Source organism: Prevotella sp. KH2C16 (assembly GCF_900113305.1).
Taxonomy (GTDB): Bacteria; Bacteroidota; Bacteroidia; order Bacteroidales; family Bacteroidaceae; genus Prevotella.
Map to the genome: position 1 here is coordinate 19,198 of NZ_FOOW01000014.1, position 22,321 is coordinate 41,518.

A 22,321-nucleotide genomic window follows, 5' to 3' on the forward strand; every position below is an offset into this window, starting at 1 on the left:
GCCTTTTAGCGGCCTTTTACTCGCCTTTTAACGGCTTCCTGTCTGCCGGTGGGAAAGCCTTTTCCTTCCGTCTGCCGGCAGAGGACTGTAATTATTTGTATATCAGTGAGTTGGAGAAGTATTTCGTGATGAGCTTCCGGGACAGCTCCACGGGGTCTTGGGGGGCGGGATAGCTGATCTGCCCTTCACCCTCGGCAAACTTTTCCTCCCATGCGAAGCATTCCCGGGCAAAGGCGTCTTCGTCGAACTCACGCCCTTCGCCCACGGCCTTGAGCGTGGCTTCGAGGAACATCTGCCAGCGCGGCAGGTAGAAGCAGCCCACGAGCCCCGCCCAGGCACGCTCTGCATAGTCGTTGATGCTCGACAGGCTGTTGTTCCAGGTGGTGATGATGGTGCGTGCGTCGCGCTCATAGTAGTCTTTCTCCTCCGTCGTTTCGCCCCAGCCTCGGGCGCTGTCTATCCACGGGCGCATGGAGAAGGTGGGGTGGCATGCCAGCAGCTCGTCGTAGTCGCCGAGCAGTCCGGTCATCTCGCCGGCGAGCCGCTGCATCTGTGCGAGGTCGTGCAGCTCATAGGCCAGCTTGTATTTCATCCACAGGGTGCAGAACAGGTCGGCCAGGGTCTGCCGCCCGATGTTCACGAGGTCGAGGCGGTAGGCATCCCTGTCGGCGTTCAGGGCCGTCATCTTGCGCCATAGCCTGACGAGGTCGAAGAAGGCCGGTTCCACGGTTTTCTCCGCGTCTCCGTACTTGGGCAGCTGGCTGCGCATCGAGGGGCGGTTCTCGATGAAGGTGCGTATGTAGGGTGCGAAGTTCACATCGAGCACCTTGAAATAGTCGGCGTAGGCATCCCTCGCGTTCGCGGAGACGGCTCCCACATGCCTGTCGGCCAGCCTATCGCGCCACTCCGAGAGGGTCAGGGGCAGCTCCCATGCCTTCTCGAGCGTCAGCTCATAGGCAAACTGGTTGGGGTCGAAGCCCTCGAGCGTGGCTCCCACGCCCTTGAAGTTGTCGCCGCCGCGCCGGCATACGGTGTCGATGCGGTTGAAGATGCGCTCGGTGGGGGCCACGAGGCGGTGGCGTCCGCCGAAGTTGCCGAGGTAGTTCCAGAGGTAGTCCTGCCCGAAGAAGGCCTGGTTGCGCTTCCACAGCTCCTTGTTCTCGCAGAAGTAGTCGAGCAGGATCATCCGGCCCTGCGGAGCTCCGTGGTACAGGGCCCGCTGCCGCTCGTCGTTCCAGTATTTCTTGTAGTAGTAGGTCCATGCCATCTGGAGCCACACGGCCTGCTTGTCGGCAGCCTCGAGACTCTGGTAGATGTGCTTGGAAATCATGCCGATGGAGTCGGCGTCGAGGGTGGGCGGGTCCACCTCGTTGAAGGGGTCGAGGCCATAGATGTGGTCGGTGCCGAACTGTCGGGCCTGCTCCGTGAGGAATTCCTTTTGGATTTGGGCGAACAGGGGATCCATGGAGTTGAGGAAGGTGCACCCGTAGAGCTCCGGATTCTTGAAGTCGCCCCATCCGTGATGGTTGTCGTCCACCTTCGTTGCCATGATGTTGGGGCGCCGCTTGAGCAGCGCGGCGGGGATGTGGCCTGCAAAGGCGGGCAGCACGGGCTTCATGTTCAGCTCCCGCTCGCGCCTCACGATTTTCTTCTGGAGAGCTTCCTGTCCGTCCAGCCAGGCCTTGGGCAGCGGACCGTGCCAGGCGTCGATGTTGCACATGCGGTGCCAGCCGAGGAAGGCGGGACCGGTGAAGTAGGAACGGATCTCCTCGTCGCTGAGCCCGTATTTCCGCCAGACCCTGTACCAGATGCTCTCCGTTCCCGTGATGGAGAGGGGCAGGTTGACGCCGTTGAGCGCCATCCAGTCGATGAAGTGTTCCCAGTCGGCCCACTTCCACCACGGCATGGTGTATCCGTAAGTGCAGTAGTTGAGGAAAAAGCGCATGGGCATGCGAGCCTTGATCTTCACGGTGCCTTCCACCTTCGGCAGCACCTTGGGCATCTCTATGGGGTCGTCCTTGTACCACGAGATGGTGGTGAGGCAGAAGTATTTCAGGTAATAGTTCAGTCCCACGGCCATGGAGTTGGCGTTGTTTCCGCCGATGACGACCTTGTTTCCCTCGCTGCGCAGGGTGAAGATGTCTTGGTTTTCGTTGATTTTCTCGAATATGAACGACGAGGCTTGCCTCGGCAGCAGTCGCCGGGTGAGGGCGCGGGCGTTCCTGACATCGTCGCCGGCCATAGCCATGACGGTGCTGAACAGTAGCAGGAACAGGGGGAGGATGATTCTTCTCATGTTTCTTGATTTTGTGTTTTAATGGAATTATTGCTGCAAAATTACTATTTTTATTTGAATAACAAGCATTGCGGGGCATTGTTTTTGCAGGAAAATCTCCAAATGCAGTCAGATTGCCCGCCGGCGGACTGGCAGGACGGGAGCGGAGGGCGACTGGAGCCGGGCTGTGTTTTCGTTTAATAAACCTAAAAAAAAACTCCTTCCCGCCGTTTTCTTACTTTATTTTGCTATCTTTGCAATCTAATAAAGGTAATTCTAAATAAATCAGAGAACTATGAGATTAATTATTGAGTCAGATTATGAAAAATTGTCTCAGTGGGCGGCAAACCATGTCGTGGAGCGCATCAATGCTGCCAGGCCTACTGCAGAGCATCCGTTTGTGCTGGGGCTTCCTACGGGCTCTTCCCCGGAAGGCATGTATCGCTGCCTCGTCGAGGCCTACAAGGCGGGCAAGGTGAGCTTCAGGCATGTACTCACTTTCAACATGGATGAGTATGTAGGGCTCCCTGAGGAGCATCCCGAGAGCTACCATTCCTTCATGCGCCGCAACCTCTTTGATCACATCGACTGCCCTAAAGAGAACATCCATATACTGAACGGCAACGCACCAGACCTCGAGGCCGAGTGTGCTCACTATGAGCAGATGATAGCCGAGGCGGGAGGCATCGACCTCTTCCTGGGCGGCATCGGGCCCGACGGGCACATCGCGTTCAACGAGCCCTTCTCGTCGCTGACCTCAAAGACCCGCGTCAAGACGCTCACCACCGACACCATCATCGCCAACAGCCGGTTCTTCGACAATGATGTGAACAAGGTTCCGAAGCACGCCCTCACCGTCGGCGTGGGCACCGTGATGTCGGCACGCGAGGTGATGATCCTCGTCAACGGCCACCACAAGGCCCGCGCCCTGCAGGCCGCGGTGGAGGGTCCCGTTACCCAGGCCTGGACCATCAGCGCCCTCCAGCAGCATCCTCATGCGGTGATCGTAGCCGACGAGGCCGCCACCGAGGAACTCAAGGTGGGCACCTACAAGTATTTCAAGGATATAGAAAAGGACAACCTATAATATTCAGACGATATGAGACTCCATTTAAGTTCAGAGATAGTATTAAACACTATACCCGAAGAATTCTATGCTCCCAAGAGTGCCGTGGAGCGTTCGGAGATAACCCGGCAGGAGAAGATACGCACGGATATATTCCCGAAGGTGGACGACGCGGCCCGCAACATAGCCGATGCCATCGTGGCCGAAATCAAGGCCAAGGAGGTGCTGGGCAAGTATTGCGTGCTCTGCGTGGGCACCGGACAGTCGCTTACGCCCGTCTTCAACGAGCTGATTCATCGCTATGAGGAGAAGCAGGTGTCGTTCAAGAATGTCGTGCTTTTCAACGCCTATGAGTATTTCCCCCTCCAGGCCGACTCCCAGCACAGTGCCATCTTCCAGCTCAGGGAGCGCTTGCTGAACCACATTGACATTCCCGAGCAGAATGTCTACTCGCTCGACGGCACCATCGCGCAGGAGGATGTGCAGAAGCAGTGCCGCCTCTACCAGCAGCGCATACAGACCTTCGGCGGAATCGATGTAGCCCTCCTGGGCATCGGCCGTGCCGGCAACATCGCCACCAACGAGCCCGGCTCGGGGCTCACATCCAGCACCCGCCTGATTCTGGTTGATGCCATCTCGCGCGAGGAGATGACAATGAGCTTCGGAACCAACGAGCCCGTGCCCCCGTGCTCCATCACCCTGGGCGTGGGCGACATCCTCGGAGCCCGCAAGATCTATCTCACGGCATGGGGAGAGGAGAAGGCCGACATCATCCAGAAGGCCGTCGAGGGACAGATTACCGAGGCCATACCGGCCAGTTTCCTGCAGACGCACAACGACGCGCATGTGGTCATCGACCTCTCGGCCGCCGGCAAGCTCACGCGCATCATACATCCCTGGCTGGTGGCCAGCTGCAAGTGGACCGACAAGCTTACCCGTGCGGCCCTCGTATGGCTGTGCGGCATAACCAAGAAGCCCATCCTGAAGCTCACCAACAAGGACTATAACGAGAACGGACTCTCGGAGCTGCTGGCTCTCTACGGCTCGGCCTATAATGCCAACATCAAGATTTTCAACGACTTGCAGCATACCATCACGGGATGGCCGGGCGGAAAACCCAACGCCGACGACACCTATCGCCCGGAGCGTGCCAAGCCGTTCCCGAAGCGGGTGGTGGTATTCTCGCCGCATCCCGACGACGATGTCATCTCCATGGGAGGCACCATCCAGCGGCTCGTGAACCAGGGACACGACCTCCATGTGGCCTATGAGACTTCCGGGAACATAGCCGTGGGCGACGAGGAGGTAACGCGCTTCATGCACTTCGTCAACGGTTTCAACCAGCTCTTCCTTGACAACAAGGACGAGAAGATAACCAAGATGTACAAGGACATCAAGAAGTTCCTCGCCAACAAGAAGGAAGGCGATGTCGACATGCCCGATGTGCGCACCATCAAGGGGCTCATCCGCCGAGGCGAGGCGCGCACGGCGTGCACCTACAACAATATTCCGCTCGACCATGTACACTTCCTCGACCTGCCGTTCTATGAGAGCGGAAAGATCGAGAAACTGCCCATGACGGAGAAGGATGTAGAGATTGTGCGCGCCCTGCTCCAGAAGGTGCAGCCGCACGAGATATTCGTGGCCGGCGACCTTGCCGACCCCCACGGCACTCACCGCAAGTGCACCGACGCCGTGTTTGCGGCCATCGACCTCGAGAAAGAGGCAGATGCGGCATGGCTCAAGGACTGCAAGATATGGATGTATCGCGGTGCGTGGGCAGAGTGGGAGATAGAGAACATCGAGATGTGCGTGCCGATGTCGCCCGAGGAGCTGCGTGCGAAGCGCAACGCCATCCTGAAGCACAGCTCGCAGATGGAGAGTGCCCCGTTCCTCGGCAACGACGAGCGCCTGTTCTGGCAGCGCGCCGAAGACCGCAACCGCGGCACGGCACAGCTCTACGACGACCTCGGACTGGCCAGCTACGAGGCCATGGAGGCCTTCGTGGAGTATAAACCTCTGTAACGCAATCGCCCTGAATCCTCCTCGCAATGAGGTGTTCAGGCGTTAGGATAATCGAGTGGCATCCGCATCGGGTGCCACTCTTTTTCATGTTTGTATCCGTCCATTTTGTCGGAAGCCGCTAAAAGGGGAGTAAAAGGCCGCTAAAAGGAGAGTAAAAGGCCGCCTTTTACAAAGCTTTTAGCCGTTAAAAGGAAAGCAGGAAGCCGCTTTCTGTCTTCATGCGTCATGCCCTGTGCCTTTTCAGGTATTTCCGCCAGGCATAGTGGCGGCGGCGGAGCAGATAGTTAGGGTCGTTCATGTGCTCGTAAGCCTCCCGCTCCAGGGAGATGTTCGCGTAGGCCCGCCCCCTCATCGGGAGGCGTATGAGCCATTCGAGGAGATACCACAGGTAGAACCCCGCGAACCCCATCTCCACCATCTGGGCGGTATGGATGCGCTCGTGCTGTATCAGGTCGGCCGTTACGGTGGTGCCTTTCCTGCACAGCAGCAGTCCCAGGATGTTGATGGCGTCATATCTCCGAGGCGGCAGGAGGGAGTTGTGTATAATCTTCATACGGGTGCAAATATAGCCCGACTTTCGTGAAAAACCAAATTTATTCTGATTTTTCGCTCTTCTCCTTGTTTTTCTCTGGAATTTATTATCTTTGCAGAAAAACTACTCGCCGTCAAAGATTGGGTAGAAATTAGAAAGGCTATGCACTTCTCTCATATGAGTATCAGATACTTTTTCATATTCTACGGCAGGACTTTAAGAATAACCCTACCCGTTGCCATTGGGATAACCCTTCTGGCTAAAACTACTCCTCTATTGATTGAAGATGCTCTGAGAATCGGCTTGAAATGGTTTCCGACCTTTGCTCTTGCGGTTGATGCTTGCTATAGAATATTGTTTAAGAAGAAGGAATTCTATTTCTACCGTAATGGCTCATGGACTGTCGCGGGATTGTATACAGGTGCATTTATCTTCTCCGTATTCATTTCGGTTGTGCTTCACTTTACCTTTAAAATGATGATGAGATGGTATTAGAAGCAGATAGTATTATATTCAAGGTCGGTGATAGGGATATTCTCCGGGGTGCTTTTATTAAATGTGAGCTGGGAGAAGTCGTAGGCGTCCTGGGCAGGAACGGCTCCGGGAAGTCAGTTTTGTTTGAAATTATATTTGGAACACTGAAGGCTAACAACTCCTTTGTCCGTATTGACGAGCGTGTGCTGACCGGGAAGGCCTATCGTTCGGGACTGATTACATTCATGCCCCAGTTTGATTACCTGCCAAGACACCTCAAGGTCAAGACCATTCTGTGGACGGCAGCCATTCCCAGAGAAATTTATATGAGTGATGAGGTCATCAATCGCATCTGTAATCACAGGGTGAATGAACTGTCGGGTGGTGAGTTGCGCTATCTGGAACTTTTCGTGGCATTACACTCCCAGCCGCCTTTCATCATCTTGGACGAACCTTTTACGGGCATGTCTCCTATCGTAGTGGAGAAGATGCAGAAGGCTATCAGAGGCGCAAGCAAGAATCACGGTATCATAATCTCTGACCATAAGTATAAAGTTCTGTGTTCACTGGCAGATAGAATCGTATATCTTGAAGAAGGCACTACGAAATATATAGAAAACATATCCGAACTTAAAGGTAAATACTATATGGGTTCTGAGGAGGAGATTCCCATGCCTTTTGTTTCAGAAAGGAGTGAAATAGGAGCATAGCATGGGGCAGGAGCCCTGATTGTCTATATCTGATCCTAATGAAGAATGTGGAGATTACGAATCATGCAAAGGGAGACAGGGCTTTATTCCCGAGTGGAATATGGGGAGGGAAATCACTCATTTTGAATTTCATAAAGATGCCCCCGACGGCTCAATGCATAGGAACCATGAAGTTGCGAGTATGAATTGTATTCAATTTTTTTTGTTGTCGTTTAGACATATATATTTAATAGAAATAGCCAGATATGGAAAAATGGCAGCCCTGTTCTCGCGAAACCCCAAATTTATTCTGGTCTTTCGCTCTTCTGCGGTCAGCTCATTATTTTATTATTGTTTCAGTTCAATGTCGTCGTTGCCAAACCCTTCTGCAGCCTTATGCTCGCGGAACTGTTTTCCGAAGTTCCATGTAATGTTTATTTGTAAATCGTTGTAATGCGTCTTTTGCAGCGATGTTTGGTGCATATTGGCAAAGTGGGTTGTGGTGCGGCTTGTGGTGAAGTAGCGCAACGAGTTCATTGCCACTATGCTAAAGCCAAGCCTGTCATGGAAGAAGTTCTTTGAGACGCTTGCCCGGAAGAGGGGATGTTGGTGCGAGAGCGTGTTGAAGCCGTAGTTGTTCGGATGATATGTGCCCCAGAACGAGTACACCCAGCTGCGTTTCGTGCGGTAGTTGAAGTTTAACATGCCGTAGCATCCGAAGCCTTGTGAGGGCAGCATGAGGGTCCTGTCGGCGAACGCCGGTGCTATGTCGTAGTTCGTGTAGTCGCCAGTTAATATTAGCGATGCATTCATCCGCCCTTCGCAGAGCCTCTGCGTCCAGTTCAGCGACAGCGATGCGTAGTCGCTTCGGCCGAGGTTTGAGTAAGTGGTGGCATTGAAATCTGTAGGCGAGAGGTAGGCCGCCTTTATTTGCTTGCTGTATGATAGGCTCAGCGCGTCATTGTGCTGAACGCCGAGAGCCGTGTTGCCCACAAGTGTTTCATTCTTGCTGATCATGAGCGTGTCCTCGTTCATGTAGTCGATGCTCGGGCGCGTAATGGTGCGTTGGTAGTTTGCAGAGAGCGATCCGTATTTCCCCATGCTGTAATTTATCCTCGCCGATGGCAGGAAATAATAGCTCTGCCTGCGACGCAGGTTGTCGGTCTCACCCTTCAGGATGGAGTAGAGCGAGAAATGTTTGCCTATCGAGCGCGAATGGTCGATGTATAATTGATGAACGGAATATGTGCTCCAATCGGTTGACTGTGTGCCATTCTGCCGCCAGGTACTCTTCCAACCAAGACTGACATTGCCGCCAAGCCAGTCTATCTTCTCATTCTCCGACTTCAGGCTCACGCCATATTCGCGCATGTCCGACTCGTAGCGTGTCCTCGTGCCCAGTTTGTCTCGATATGAGTAGGAATAGTCTATGTAGCTTGCTTTCAGAAGCAGGCGGTTGGTATTAGTTATGTTATAGAATGTGTTGAGCAATGTGCCATAGGTCTCTATCTTGTCTTTGCTTCTCAGCTCGACGGAGTGGTTGTCAAAGTCGGTGATATGTTGTTTTATATTCGTGGCGTTGAGATTGTACACACCCCTTAATATTACCGACAACTTCTCTGAAGGATAAAAGCCCAGCTTCAGCAATCCGCCGCCCTGTGGCCCCTCGAAGCATCTGTCTTCGTGCATTGTCTCGTTCGCGTTGCCGTTGGAATAGCTCCTTGTTACATTGTTGGTAAGTTCAGGCTTGTTGTAAATTAATCCGGCGGTGGCATTCAACTCCCATTTAGGACTTTGATAGTTAATGCTGTTGTATGTCATCAACGAAGTGTAAACCAGGTTGAGGGTGTTCCGCGAGCTTCCGTAGAACTTGGGGCGTTCTCTCTTCTTGCGTATTATGTTTATAACGCCCGAGCTGTTGGCATTGTCATTGGCGTCGATTTCCTTGACTTCCACTCGTTCAATGTCGGTGGCGTTAAGGGAGCGCAGCTCGTCGAGGCTCGCTTCCACACCGTCGACTTGCAGACGGGCGTTGGCTTGCTTGCCAAGAATCTTGAATGCGGTACCGTCAGATTCTATTCTGGGTAGGAATCTCAAGGCTTCGTTGGCTTTGGTGTCTTTCAGGAAACTTCGTGTATCTACGGTATAGACTGTCTTCTCGGCGTTTCCCTTGGCGATAGGGCGGAAAGCCTTGACCTCTACATCTCTCAAGTAGTATGTCTTTGGTATGAGTGTTATTCTTATATCCTTGACAGTCGTCTTAATAGTTGTGTCTTTGTCTTGATAGAGTTTACTGTTGATGTGCAGGCGTGCTTCCGCGCAGTTGCCGATGTTTGCTTTGGCCACGCCGTGCTCGTTCGTAATTGCCTGCACTCTCTTGCCACATGCGTCTATGCGCAGGTTGATGTTCGGTAATGGCATTCCATTACTGTCGGATAAGGTTAAATATATAATCTGTGCTTTGGCATTAGTTGACAGCGTGAGCAGCAATATGACCAATGCACTTTTGCAAAAGGCGCAGACCAATTGCCTCATCTTGGATGCTACCATTCTGCCCATACGCCATACATTCCACATAGGCCAGTGATATTTTTAGTTTGTTTTTCTGTGTTATTTGAATTAAATCGTTGGTAGTTTCTGCAAACTAAATAATAATAATTGAATTTTGCAAATTAATTTATATTTTTGGAGTCGCAAGCGTTTCTTTTAACAATAAAACATTAATTTTGCATTAAAGTAAAATAACGAAGACAAGAATAAAGTATGTGATATCTTACCGTGTACCGTCGACCCTTGATTATTTTCTTGTTGCTTATATGAGAACCATGTTCCGGCTTAGTAATGATAGTTTTAGAATGTTGAAAACAAAAAGAAAGGAGGACTCATGAAAAGGTATAGCGAGTGGACTCCCGACGCCAGCCAGCAGGCGGTGATAGACGCCCATGGAGGATACCATCTGGTATTGGCACCCCCGGGATGCGGCAAGACCCAGATTCTTACCGAGCGCGTGCGGAGAGCTCATGAGCAGGGCGTCGCCTATGAGGACATGCTCTGCCTTACTTTCACCAACCGTGCCGCCCGCGGCATGCAGGAACGCATCCACGAACGCATTGCTGACGGCGAGGTGTCGGGGCTCTATGTGGGCAACATCCATCGGTTCTGTTCCAAGTTCCTTTACGATAACGCCCTCATCGAGGCGGGCACTTCCATCATCGACGATGAAGATGCTCTGAGCATCCTTGCCCGTTACCTGGACGAGCAGGAAGACGAGGTGAAAGACGACTATCGGCGGCGGCGCGGCTATGAGGAGATTATCCAGTTCTCGCATTTCATGTACCAGATTGAGCACGGGCATCCGAAGGCGCTCCGGCTGCATGCCGACTGTCTCTCGGCGGATGATGTGGAGGCCATGCGCCGGATATGTCGGGTGGAACGGCGACCCTTTGACGCAGCGGCGATGATCGATATCTACGAGCATACGGACTATTACTCCGACGCCGTGAGAACCGAGGCCTACGACTACGCCGTGCAACTGCTTGCCCTGCGCATGTTGCGCAAGATGCGCTATGCCCATGCCTTCAGGGCCTATCAGCGGCAGAACCATCTGATGGACTTCGAAGACCTGCTCCTCCTCACCTATGATGCCCTGCGGAGCGGCGAAGACCATCGCCGCTATCCCTGGATACAGGTAGACGAGGTGCAGGACCTGAATCCCCTGCAGCTGGCCATCATCGACCTGCTCTCCACGCTCTGCCCGCAGTCTCCCGACGCGTCGGCCGGCGAGGTGCTCTATCTGGGCGACGAGCAGCAGGCCATCTTCTCTTTCATGGGTGCCAAGATGGATACGCTCACGCAGTTGAAGACCCGTTGTAGTGGCTGCATCCATCACCTGAGCGTCAACCACCGTTCCCCCCGCTATCTGCTCGAGGTCTTCAACGAGTATGCCGAGAGTCAGCTGGGCATCGACGAGGAACTGTTGCCCGATACCGCCGACGACCGGAAGGGCACGGGACGCGAACTGAAGATACTCTATTCCGACACCCTCGAGGGCGAATATGAGGATGTGGCTCGTTTCGTGGGCGGCCTCTTCATGGAATATCCGCAAGATACGACCGCCGTCATCGTCAGCTCCAACCGCGACGCCGACGAGGTGAGCAGCTGCCTTCATCGGCTACAGCTGCCCCATTTCAAGGTATCGGGGCAGGATTTGTTCTCCACGCAGGAAGTAAAGATGCTGCTTGCCCACCTGAATGTGCTCACGAACGAGAACAACTTCATCTGCTGGTCGCGCCTGCTGAAGGGGCTGGGCGTATTCCAGACCAATGCCGCCGCACGGGAGTTCATGCGCAAGCTCTTCAACCGGGCGATGACGCCCACCGACTTCCTCCTTTACGACGATTCCACTTATGTGCAGGAATTCGTGGCGGCCTGTGAGCAGGAAGAGATCGTGGTCTTCGATACCGAGACCACGGGACTTGATGTCTTCGAGGACGATATCCTACAGATAGCCGCCGTCAAGGTAAGGAACGGGCAGAAGGTGCCCGGCTCCGAGTTCTCCATTTACATCGAGACAGAGCGTGAGATACCGCCCATGCTGGGCCCGATCGTGAATCCCATCATCGAGGAGCGCCGCCACCACGCCCTCTTGCCGCATGGGGAAGCTCTCACGAAGTTCATGGCCTATGTGGGGAATGATGTCCTGATAGGCCACAATGTGGAGTTCGACTATCACATTCTCGACTTCAACCTGAGGCGATACGCTTCCCATACCAACCTCCGCACGGACTGTCCGCGCTATTTCGACACGCTGAAACTGCTCCATATGCTCGCTCCCGACCTGCACAGCTACCGCCTCGACGACTTCCGCAGGCAGCATCTTTTCGGGATAGAGGAGGATGAAGCCCATCTGGCCGATGTCGATGTGGACGACACGCTCAAGGTCTTGCACCATTGTTATGAGCAGGGCAGGGGAGCGCTGGCCTCCCAGACGGAGTTTCTCAGCCGCCAGAATGTACAGAATCGGATAGAGATTTTCCGCAAGGCCTATATGGAAACCTATTTCCACGCACGCGGACTGCTCTACGAACGCAGCTTTCGTTCGGCGGAGCCCGTGCTTGTGAGCGAGATGCGGAGCGTCTATCAGCACCTGCTGGAGGCCGGCAGGATGATGCCGATAGAGAAGCTCCACTATATCTTCGAGTATCTCTCGCACGACATCCTGCGCCCCGCCGAAGAGCCGTCGCTCATCGAACAGCTGCGGCAACACATCATGGAGATCAACACTTTGAAGGAAGCCGACCTCTGCAATTCGTCTACCATCACGGACCGGATATTCGTTACCACCGTCCACAAGGCCAAGGGTCTGGAGTTCGACAATGTGATTGTCTTCGACGCAGTCGACGGGCGTTATCCCAACTATTATAATAAGGAAAATCCGAGGCTGCTCGAGGAGGACAAGCGCAAGTTCTATGTGGCCATTTCAAGGGCCAGGAAGCGGCTCTTCGTGTCGCAGAGCCTCACGCGGATTGACTACAAGGGTCAGCCTCACCGCAAGCTCCTCACGCCGTTCATGCAGACCATAGCACGCTTTTTCAGTTAAGCCAGTCCCTTTAAGCAAGGGCAAAAAGAAAAGAGACTCCTTGTGGAAGCCTCCTTTCCGTGAATTTTATAAGTGGTTAATCCTGTGTATCCATTTCCCCGGCCTTGGGCCTTGTGGCGATGATGAAGTAGGTGATGAGCAGCAGGTAGGCCGCCAGGGAGAGCAGCTCCGAGAGATGGTTTGCCCACCAGGCTTCGTAGTTGAACTCCAGTCCGCCGAACTTCAGCAGCGCGCTCACCACTCCCATCAGGGCTCCGCCGGCAATAAAACCGCTGGCAATCAGCGTTCCCTTTTCACCGCGAGCCTTGTTCAGCTTCTCGTCCTTGCTGCGAGTGGTTACGAACCAGTTGACCGCTCCGCCGATGACCAGCGGTATATTCAGCTGGATGGGAATGAACATTCCGAGGGCGAAGGCCAGCGCGCTGATCTTGCAGCGGTCGAGAATCAGGGCGATGACGGCACCTATCGCGTAGAGCAGCCACGGCGCCCCCTGCCCGTTCATGAGGGGAGCGATGACGGCGGCCATGGCATGTGCCTGTGGTGCGGCCAGCGCGTCGCTCTTGAATCCGTAGGTCTTGTCGAGCAGAATCATCACTCCGGCCACGGTTGCCGCCGCGATGACGGTGCCCAGGAACTTGAAGCTCTCCTGCTTCTTCGGGGTCGTCCCGAGCCAGTAGCCTATCTTCAGGTCGGTGATGAAGCTGCCGGCCATGCTCAGGGCGGTGCACACCACGGCTCCCATCAGCAGCGCGGCCAGCATGCCGGCCTCGCCTTTCAGGCCGACGCCGACCATTACCACCGAGGCCAGGATCAGCGTCATCAGGGTCATGCCCGATACGGGATTGCTGCCGACGATGGCTATTGCGTTGGCGGCCACCGTGGTGAAAAGGAACGCGATGACGGCTACGAGCAGGATGGCAACGACTGCGTGCAGCAGGTTGAAGTCCATCACGCCCATGTAGAAGAAGGCGAAGATAACGAGAATGGTGAGGACAGAGCCGATGGCGATGATCTTGAAGGAAATATCACGCTGCGTGCGAACCACCTCTTCCAGTCCTGCGCCTTTGCCTTTCATCTCCCGGGCAGCCAGTCCCACGGCACTCTTGATGATGCCCCAGCTCTTGATGATGCCGATGATGCCGGCCATGGCGATGCCTCCGATGCCTATGCTGCGGGCATAGCTGGAGAAAATCTGCTCGGGGCTCATGGCTCCCACGGCGGTCGTGATGGTCGGGTCCCACTGGTTGAGCACGGTGTCGGGGAAGAGCAAGGCCATGCCCGGCACGACGAGCCACCACACGGTGAGCGACCCGAAGGTGATGATGGCCGCATAGCGAAGCCCGATGATATAGCCCAGGCCCAGCACCGCGGCTCCCGTATTCACCTTGAACACCAGCTTGGCATGGTCGGCCAGCTGTTGTCCCCAGCCGAACACGCGCGAGGTGAAGTTCTCGTTCCACAGCCCGAAGGTGGCCACGGCGAAGTCATAGAGACCGCCGATGAGACCGGCAAACAGTAGCGGCTTGGCCTGGCTGCCGCCCTTCTCGCCCGAGACGAGCACCTGCGTGGTAGCGGTGGCCTCCGGGAAGGGGTATTTGCCGTGCATGTCCTTCACGAAATACTTGCGGAAGGGTATGAGGAAGAGAATGCCCAGCACACCTCCCAGCGACGAGGCGATGAATATCTTGAGGAAGCAGGCCTCCAGATCGAGCATGTAGATGGCGGGCAACACGAAGATTGCGCCGGCCACGACGGCGCCCGAACAGGCACCGATGCTCTGGATGATGACATTTTCCCCTAACGCGTTCTTGCGCTTGGCTGCAGAGGAAACGCCGATGGCGATGATGGCGATGGGGATGGCAGCCTCGAAAACCTGACCCACCTTGAGGCCTAAGTAGGCAGCGGCGGCCGAGAAGAGCACCACCATGAGCACGCCCCAGGTTACCGACCAGCCGTTCACCTCGGGATAGGTCTTGTCTGCCCTCATCACGGGCTGGTATTCCTCGCCGTCCTTCAGTTCGCGAAACGCATTCTCGGGCAGATTTACTGCTTCTTTCTCTTTGTCTTCCATTTGTCTCAAAATTATGGTATTGACTGCAAAGATAAAGATTTCCCGATAGACTCCCAAATATATCCTTGCGTTTTTTAGGCTCCTGTCCGCACATTTAACTAAATATATTTGTTCTGTGAGAAGTAAAAGGCTAACTTTGCATTCGTTTTTCTAAAATCGAGAATTTAAGCCAATACACTTAAAATGAAAAAGTTTTTCTTGCTGCTTTTGTTGATGGCCGCCGTGCAGGCTGTCCATGGCATACCTGCCCGCAGGGGGTTGTGGAGTAACATAACGCTGGCCGACGGAACCGTTGTCAGGGTCGAGCTGGTGGGCAATGAGCACTTGCATTACCTGCGCGCAGCCGACGGAAGGTGTTTTCAGCAGGACTCCGAGGGCGTCTACCGGCCGGTGTCCGACCTCACGGCCCTGAGCCGGAAGGCCTCCGGGCGGCGGGCTGCCCGCCGCAAGGTGTGCTATGCCTCTACGGCCGACGGCCTCGGCAAGTTCGGGCAGAGCGGCATGGGTGCCGTCAACAGCATAGGCTCCTATACCTTCCCCGTCATCATGGTGCAGTTCTCCGACCTGTCGTTCAAGCCGACGACGACCGTGGAGAAGATGAACCGTTACTATAATGCGCAGGGCTATTCGGAGGAGACGGGCTGCGTGGGCTCCGTCAAGGACTATTTCCGGGCGCAGAGCTACGGGGCCTTTGTGCCGTCGTTCGATGTCGTGGGAATCGTTACCCTCTCCAACAGCTATAGGCATTACGGCGCCAACGACCAGCAAGGCAGCGACAAGAATGTAGACGGACTGGTGGAAGATGCCGTGGCCGCCGCGGTGAGCCAGCTGGGAACCGACTTCTCGCGATACAATACGGGCTCCGGCGTGCCGCTCGTCTGCATCCTCTACGCCGGCAAGGGCGAGGCCACGGAGGCGCAGACCGAGGCTAACGAAGACTATGTCTGGCCCTGCGAATACGACTGCGAGAGAACCATGAGCGGCACTTACTTCAAGTCATATTTCGTGGGAAACGAGCTCTATACCGGCGGCCGGACCTTGATGGGCATGGGCGTGTTCTGCCATGAGTTCGGCCACGCGCTGGGTCTTCCCGACTTCTATGTTACCGACCAGAGCTATTCCGAAGACGACCCGTTCGGCAACTGGTCGATCATGGACTGCGGCGCCTATGTGAACGACACGCGGGCACCCGTGGGCTATACGGCCTACGAGAAGAGCTACCTCGGCTGGCTCGACATACCCGAGCTGTCGACGGTGGTGTCGGAGGCCGACAGCACCGTAACGCTGGGCAATCCCAACGAGGCAAACACGGTGTCGGCCGTGAGGATAAAAATCAGTAATACGGAGAACTTCATCCTGGAAAGCCGATACCAGGGAACATGGTATCCGGAGACCTATTCCGACGACTACGGCACCTATTCCATGGGAAGCGGACTGATGCTTACCCGCATCGCCTACAGCCAGACAGCCTGGAACTACAACAACCTGAATAACACGCAGGCCGGGAAGCGCGCCTGCATCCTCACGGCCGACAAGGCGAAGCTGAGCTATTCGAGCAGCAACGCCAACCTCTATGGCAACGGCGTAGACAGCATCGTGTCGCTGCGCACCTACGGTGGGGCGTCCCGGACGGTGTCGCTCGGGAAGATTACGAAGCAGGCCGGCGGCTCCATCACCTTTGTCAGCAAGCCGGCAGCGGCCACGGGGGCGAATGCCGGCACGGGCAACTATTATTTCCACGAGACCTTCGGCGACTGTGCGGGTACCGGTGGAAACGACAATCTGTGGAGCGGGAGCATCGCCAATGGCAGCTTCAGTCCGGATAACGACGGCTGGACGCATTCCCTCGCCTTCGGTGCCAGCCAGTGTGCGAAGTTCGGCTCGTCAGCTTCTGCCGGGACGGCCACGACCCCCGTCTTCACCATCGACGAGGGCGCCACGACCCTGACCTTCAGGGCGGCGGCATGGAATGCGTCGAAAGACGGCACGGGCCTCGCCCTCTCGGCCACGGGCGACCTGAAGATCGGCACGCCGAGCTTCACCATGAAAAAGGGCGAGTGGACCGAATGCTCCACCACGATATCAGGCAGCGGCGAGGTGCAGATCACCTTCACGGCCACCAGCCGCATGTTTCTCGACGAGATTTCCATTCCCAAGCCGGTGGCAGCGGGCATCCAGGGCGTGAAGACCACGCCTGTGCGCCCGGCCGACAACCGTGTCTACAGCCTCGGCGGACAGTATCTGGGCACGGAGCTGGACGCTCTGCCGCGGGGCGTCTACATCCGCAACGGGCGGAAAATCATCAAGTAAGGCCGGCTTGTAATCATGGCAAGGCGAGCTTATATCATAATCAAGATAGGCTTATAATCATAAAGAGGAGCCTGTCCGACGGTCTTCAGGCATATCGGCAGCCATTTCCTGTGGGATTACACGCTGCTTGTAATGCGATTACACACCGCTTGTAACATCGTTACACGCTGTTTGTAACTTGCCTGAAGACCGCCGGGCAGACTCCTCTTAGCGTTTGGCAGGGCTCCCCTCGGCGTCTTTTCGGGGGGAGGGGAGTGTCTGCCGGTTAGTTGCGAAACTGCAGTCCGGCCGCGTTGGCGTCGACGATGACGGGCTTCTCGCGCAGCACCTGTTCGGCCAGGAGCTTCCTGGAGAGCTCGTTCAGCACATAGTCCTGGATGGCGCGCTTCACCGGCCGGGCGCCGAACTCGGGGTCGTAGCCCACCTGTGCCAGATAGTCGATGGCGGCGGGAGTCCACTGGAGCGTGAAGCCCTGCGACTCGAGCATCTGCTTGACGCGGTTCATCTGGAGCTCCACCACCTTGGCGATTTCCTGTCTCGACAGCGGCAGGAACATGATGGTGTCGTCGATGCGGTTCAGGAACTCCGGCCTTATCGTCTGCTTCAGCATCCCGAAGAGCTGCTGGCTGAGGCTCTGCAACTCGTGCTTGCCAAGCACTCCGCCCGCCTCTTCCAGCCGTTCGCGGATCATCTGGCTGCCGAGGTTGGAGGTCATGATGATGATGGTGTTCTTGAAATTCACCACCCGGCCCTTGTTGTCGGTAAGGCGGCCGTCGTCGAGCACCTGCAGCAGGATGTTGAACACATCCGGATGCGCCTTCTCTATCTCGTCGAAGAGCACCACGGAGTAGGGCTTCCGCCTTACGGCCTCCGTCAGCTGGCCGCCCTCGTCGTAGCCCACATAGCCCGGAGGGGCGCCGATGAGCCTCGACACGCTGAACTTCTCCTGATACTCGCTCATGTCGATACGGGTCATCATGTTCTCGTCGTTGAAGAGATATTCTGCCAGGGCCTTGGCCAGTTCGGTCTTGCCCACGCCCGTGGTACCCATGAAGATGAACGACGCGATGGGTCGCTTGGGATCCTGCAGGCCGGCCCGGGAGCGGCGCACGGCGTCCGACACGGCGCGGATGGCTTCCTCCTGGCCGACGACGCGGCGGTGAAGCTCGTCCTCCAGATGGAGCAGCTTCTCGCGCTCACTCTGCATCATGCGCGTTACGGGGATGCCGGTCCAGCGGCTCACTACCTCGGCGATGTCGTCGGCCGTTACCTCCTCGCGCACCATTCCCTCGCCGCCCTGCGTGGCTTTGAGTTGTATCTGGATGTTGTCTATGTCGTCCTGAAGGGCCTTGAGCTTGCCGTAGCGTATCTCGGCCACGCGCTCGTAGTTGCCTTCACGCTCCGCCCGCTCGGCCTCGAACCTGAGGTTTTCCATCTCCTGCTTGTCTTGTTGGATCTTGTTCACCAGCCCTTTCTCCGACTCCCACTTGGCGCGGAAGTCCTTGTCCTTGTCCTGCAACTCGGCTATTTCCTTGTCTAACTGCTGGATTTTGTCGGTGTCGTTCTCGCGCTTGATGGCCTCGCGCTCAATCTCGAGCTGCTTGAGCCTGCGTTCCAGCTCGTCGAGTTCCTCGGGCACGGAGTCTCTCTCCATGCGCAACTTTGCCGCCGCCTCGTCCATCAGGTCGATGGCCTTGTCGGGAAGGAACCTGTCCGAGATGTATCGCTCCGACAGTTTCACGGCCGCGATGCACGCGTCGTCCTGTATGCGCACCTTGTGATGGTTCTCATAACGCTCCTTCAGGCCTCGCAGGATGGAGATGGCGTCGACCTCGGAGGGCTCGTCCACCATCACGGTCTGGAACCTGCGCTCAAGCGCCTTGTCCTTCTCGAAGTACTTCTGATACTCGTTGAGCGTGGTGGCGCCTATCGCCCGCAGCTCTCCGCGCGCCAAGGCGGGCTTCAGGATGTTGGCTGCGTCCATGGCACCCTCGCCTCCGCCGGCCCCCACAAGCGTGTGAATCTCGTCGATGAAGAGGATGATGTTGCCGTCGGCATGGGTTACTTCCTTGATGACCGACTTCAGCCGCTCCTCGAATTCGCCCTTGTACTTGGCACCCGCAACCAGCGCGCCCATGTCGAGTGAGTAGAGCTGCTTGTTCTTCAGGTTCTCCGGCACATCACCGCGCACGATTCGCTGGGCGAGTCCCTCCACTATGGCGGTCTTTCCGGTGCCGGGTTCGCCGATGAGGATAGGGTTGTTCTTGGTGCGCCGCGACAGTATCTGCAGCACGCGGCGAATCTCCTCGTCGCGGCCGATGACGGGGTCGAGCTTGCCCGACTGCGCGTCTTTTACGAGATTCTTGGCATATTTGTCGAGCGCCTGGTAGTTCTCGTCGCCCGAAGCCGACTGCACTTTCTGACCCTGGCGGAGCTCAGCCACGGCCTTGCGGAGCCCTTCACGCGAGCAGCCCGCGTCCTTCAAGATGCGCGAGGCAGGGCTGTCCACCTCGAGCAGGGCCATCAGCAGGGGCTCTACCGACACGAATTCGTCGCCCAGCTTGCGGGAGATGTCCTGCGTGCGGGTGAGCACTTGGTTCGCCGTATTCGAGAAATAGGGCTGCCCGCCCTGCACTTTAGGCAGGTGGGCGATTTCCCCCTGCACGAGCGTCTCTATCTGTGAGGCGTTGATTCCGAGCTTCTGGAAGACATAGTTTGCGATGTCCTTGCCCTTGGCGAGCACGCCCTGGAGCAGGTGTATGGGTTCTATGGCCTGGTTCTGGGCCTGCTGCGCGGTGTTGACAGCTTCCTGTACGGCCTCCTGCGCCTTGATGGTGAATTTGTCGAATGTCATAACTGGTCTCTCCTTTCTTTTCTTTTTTCGGAGCCCGCGTCGTCTCTTTTGGAAACAAGACATGTTTAGAGCCCCGAGTATATTCTGTTGTGATTCTTTCGCAAACAGACCATCAAAGAGCATTCCGATTTCAAAAATGCTGCCATTCTGTCGTCTTCCGGCGACGAAATGGCAGTCTGTAGGTGCGGTCTTAGCGTGAATGTCTCCATTTTCTCCAGGCCAGCAGGAGGGCTGCGAGCATGACGAAGGCGGTAAGGATGAAGGCCCACAGGTTGCTGACCCTTACAAACGAGTCGACGGTATACTCGCCTACGAGGAGGCGGGAGCCGGAGAGCCGGTAGCGAAAGAGGTTTTTCCCTCCTGCATCTCCTTCCTTTCCGTCGTTGCCCGGCATGCTGATCTGGTAGTCGACGGTGGTGCGGATGAGACTTTCAAATTCCGAGAAGGCTTTCTCCAGGGTAGAAGTCTTGCCCTCGTCATTCAATATGACATCGTAGGCCGATGAGTGAAACACCTTCCGGAAAACCTCGCGGATGATGCCTTCGTCCATTTCCCGGACTATGTCTGAGCTCCGCCAGTAGGTCTCCCGGAGCAGTTTGTCCCGCTTGGAGACAAACTCCTGCTTGCTTACGGGTGCGTCCTTGATGGAGGAATAGTTATCCTCTATGAGGGTGCAGAGCTCTTCCACCCAGTTGGCTGCCAGCCATTTGCTGTATTTCTCCTTGATGCCGTCCATCATGTCGTCGATTTCCCATCCCGACAATCCCTGTCCGAGGTTGGGCTCTCCGCTGAACCAATAGCCGATTTCAGCCTTCGACAGATATTTCTCCAAGGGTATTTTGAAGTTCAGACTCACCTTCGGATAAGTCTCCTTAAAGGTATAATCGGTGTAAAACCATCTAAAAGAACGCTTGTATTCGGCCTTGGGAATGATGGTTTTGGTGCCGGGGATGAAGAGCGTGTGTCGCGCCATGTCAGCCACATTGCCCCATTCAGAGGAGGCGATGACGACGATGCTGTCCGTCCGGGCATGCCTCACGGGGAAGGGATGCCTGTCTTTTGAACCCTTTTCGGCCCAGCTCAGCGTCCAGTTCCGGTCAAATCGGAAGGCCATCTTGTCGTAGTCCGGCCGGCCGTTTGTCAGCTGGGCCGTGTCGAATTCTATCTCGACGGTACGGGTGCAGGAACCGTCAGGCTTGATGAGGGTGCGCATGGTGCTGTCCTGCTTTGCGCAGGAGACGGCCACAAGGCTTGTGGCGATGAGCACAAAGAGTTTAATGATGGTTTTCATATGCCTTTCGTTTTAAGATTGAATACGCGTTTTGCCCATGCAGTTTGTCTTGTATATACCTTATATGATTGCCTTTTTCTGCGCGCGACGGCCGCTCGCCGACTGTGCGCTCTTGGTAAGCGAGTATGGCGGGGTCGGTCTTGGGAGGCACCGTGGCCGTCAGCTGGAGCCAGGCAAAGCCGATGATGGCAATTATGGAGGCTGCCACGGACAGGCGGCGCAGCACGCCGAGGAATGCCTCCTGTCGGTCGGCTCGCTTTATGTGCAGCATAATCCGGTCGGCCATCAGCTCGGGGTTTTCCAGTCGCGGACTGTCGTTCCGCAGGCTTTCTATCAGTTTTTCGAGTGTCTTTTCATTCTGTTCCATAACCTAATAGCTTGAGTTGTTCCTTGATTTTCTGGCGGGCAGCATAGAGGTTGCCCTTGATTTTCTCGGCGGAGAGCCCCGTTATCTGTGCGATTTCCTCGTGGCTGAGGCCTTCGAGGGCACTCAGGGTGAACACCGTTTGCTGCTTGCGCCCCAACTTGGAAGCCAGCACCTTGACGAGCCCCAGCCATTCCCTGGCCTCCAGGCGGCGTTCCGCGCCGTTGTCAAAGAGAGGCCTGAACCGCAGTTCTTCTTCCGGCAAGGCCACCCATCGGCGGCGATGCTTCATCCTGTCGAGGCAGATGCGGGTGGCGATGGCATATATCCAGGTGGAAAAATTGCCTTTCTCGGGTGCGTAGTCGCCGATTCTCCGCCATATGCGCAGGAATGTTTCCTGCACCGCGTCCTTGGCCTCGTCCTCGTCGCAGAGCATCTTCAGGCTGACGGAGAACACCCTTTCCTGATATTCGAGCACCAGTATCTGGAAGGCGTTGGCGTCGCCTCGCCGGCATGCTCGTATGGTTTCTGATAGCTCTGCTTGGTTCATTCTCGGTGGATTGCTTCTATTTGATGATACGACGGAGGGTCGGGAAAGTCGAAAACCGGGCTCTCGCTTCAAGGTGCGGGATGCTCTCCCCGGATGCTGCAAAGATAATAAAAAACAAGGGAAGCCGTTGTCCTCTTACCCTTAATTATCAAGGACTTCGCCCTGCCGCCGCATTTTTTTTCGCCGAAAAAGGCATCTCGTTTCAGAATATTTTGTATTTT

The 22,321-nt window shown here is 55.8% G+C and carries 14 protein-coding genes; 6 read left to right on the forward strand and 8 right to left on the reverse strand.

The window, feature by feature from the left end; translation table 11 throughout:
• Positions 1-91: 91 nt before the first annotated feature.
• Positions 92-2,296, reverse strand: coding sequence for an alpha-N-acetylglucosaminidase (locus BM114_RS09700; RefSeq protein ID WP_092112880.1), 2,205 nt, complete (start codon positions 2,294-2,296; stop codon positions 92-94).
• A 274-nt stretch (positions 2,297-2,570) separates the two neighbouring features.
• Here BM114_RS09700 and nagB point away from each other — a divergent pair, with 274 nt between their 5' ends.
• Positions 2,571-3,362: a glucosamine-6-phosphate deaminase gene (nagB, locus tag BM114_RS09705; RefSeq protein ID WP_092112882.1), complete on the forward strand. Its 792-nt coding sequence runs from the start codon at positions 2,571-2,573 to the stop codon at positions 3,360-3,362.
• A gap of 12 nt (positions 3,363-3,374) precedes the next feature.
• Positions 3,375-5,366 (forward strand): glucosamine-6-phosphate deaminase, encoded by a 1,992-nt coding sequence (locus tag BM114_RS09710; RefSeq protein ID WP_092112883.1) that lies wholly within the window; start codon positions 3,375-3,377, stop codon positions 5,364-5,366.
• Between the two features lie 223 nt (positions 5,367-5,589).
• On the opposite strand, the gene BM114_RS09715 is transcribed toward BM114_RS09710, so the two are convergent.
• Entirely contained in the window at positions 5,590-5,919 is a 330-nt protein-coding gene (locus BM114_RS09715) for a hypothetical protein (protein ID WP_092112885.1), read from the reverse strand.
• Between the two features lie 464 nt (positions 5,920-6,383).
• Between BM114_RS09715 and BM114_RS09725 the strand changes: the two genes are divergently transcribed.
• Positions 6,384-7,082: an ATP-binding cassette domain-containing protein gene (locus BM114_RS09725; protein WP_092112890.1), complete on the forward strand. Its 699-nt coding sequence runs from the start codon at positions 6,384-6,386 to the stop codon at positions 7,080-7,082.
• A gap of 327 nt (positions 7,083-7,409) precedes the next feature.
• Here BM114_RS09725 and BM114_RS09730 read toward each other — a convergent pair whose 3' ends face one another.
• Positions 7,410-9,482 carry an outer membrane beta-barrel protein gene (locus BM114_RS09730; protein WP_177207088.1) on the reverse strand — a complete coding sequence of 691 codons (2,073 nt, stop codon included), beginning with the start codon at positions 9,480-9,482 and terminating at the stop codon, positions 7,410-7,412.
• A gap of 40 nt (positions 9,483-9,522) precedes the next feature.
• On the opposite strand from BM114_RS09730, the gene BM114_RS14625 reads away from it, so the two are divergent.
• Together BM114_RS14625 and BM114_RS09735 are read left to right on the forward strand one after the other, a co-directional pair.
• Complete coding sequence (locus BM114_RS14625) at positions 9,523-9,648, forward strand: hypothetical protein (RefSeq protein WP_255406483.1); 126 nt, start codon at positions 9,523-9,525, stop codon at positions 9,646-9,648.
• A 297-nt stretch (positions 9,649-9,945) separates the two neighbouring features.
• Positions 9,946-12,660 carry a 3'-5' exonuclease gene (locus BM114_RS09735; protein ID WP_092112894.1) on the forward strand — a complete coding sequence of 905 codons (2,715 nt, stop codon included), beginning with the start codon at positions 9,946-9,948 and terminating at the stop codon, positions 12,658-12,660.
• Between the two features lie 76 nt (positions 12,661-12,736).
• Here the strand turns inward: BM114_RS09735 and BM114_RS09740 are convergent, their stop codons facing one another.
• The gene (locus BM114_RS09740; RefSeq protein ID WP_092112897.1) at positions 12,737-14,731 is read right to left on the reverse strand and encodes an OPT family oligopeptide transporter; all 1,995 of its coding nucleotides are present in this window, start codon (positions 14,729-14,731) and stop codon (positions 12,737-12,739) included.
• Positions 14,732-14,914: 183 nt separating this feature from the next.
• Between BM114_RS09740 and BM114_RS09745 the strand changes: the two genes are divergently transcribed.
• Positions 14,915-17,041 carry a M6 family metalloprotease domain-containing protein gene (locus tag BM114_RS09745; protein WP_092112900.1) on the forward strand — a complete coding sequence of 709 codons (2,127 nt, stop codon included), beginning with the start codon at positions 14,915-14,917 and terminating at the stop codon, positions 17,039-17,041.
• 265 nt (positions 17,042-17,306) lie between these two features.
• Here BM114_RS09745 and clpB read toward each other — a convergent pair whose 3' ends face one another.
• The 4 genes from clpB to BM114_RS09765 all read right to left on the reverse strand — a co-directional run bounded on the left by clpB (position 17,307) and on the right by BM114_RS09765 (position 22,100).
• The gene (gene clpB, locus BM114_RS09750; RefSeq protein ID WP_092112902.1) at positions 17,307-19,895 is read right to left on the reverse strand and encodes an ATP-dependent chaperone ClpB; all 2,589 of its coding nucleotides are present in this window, start codon (positions 19,893-19,895) and stop codon (positions 17,307-17,309) included.
• Between the two features lie 190 nt (positions 19,896-20,085).
• On the reverse strand, positions 20,086-21,186 hold the full coding sequence (locus tag BM114_RS09755; RefSeq protein ID WP_092112905.1) for a DUF3054 domain-containing protein: 1,101 nt from the start codon (positions 21,184-21,186) through the stop codon (positions 20,086-20,088).
• Complete coding sequence (locus tag BM114_RS09760) at positions 21,170-21,553, reverse strand: hypothetical protein (RefSeq protein ID WP_092112907.1); 384 nt, start codon at positions 21,551-21,553, stop codon at positions 21,170-21,172. Before BM114_RS09760 ends, BM114_RS09755 begins: the two co-directional genes overlap by 17 nt.
• Positions 21,540-22,100 (reverse strand): RNA polymerase sigma factor, encoded by a 561-nt coding sequence (locus BM114_RS09765; protein ID WP_092112910.1) that lies wholly within the window; start codon positions 22,098-22,100, stop codon positions 21,540-21,542. The genes BM114_RS09760 and BM114_RS09765 overlap by 14 nt, the downstream gene beginning before the upstream one ends.
• Between the last annotated feature and the right edge of the window lie 221 nt (positions 22,101-22,321).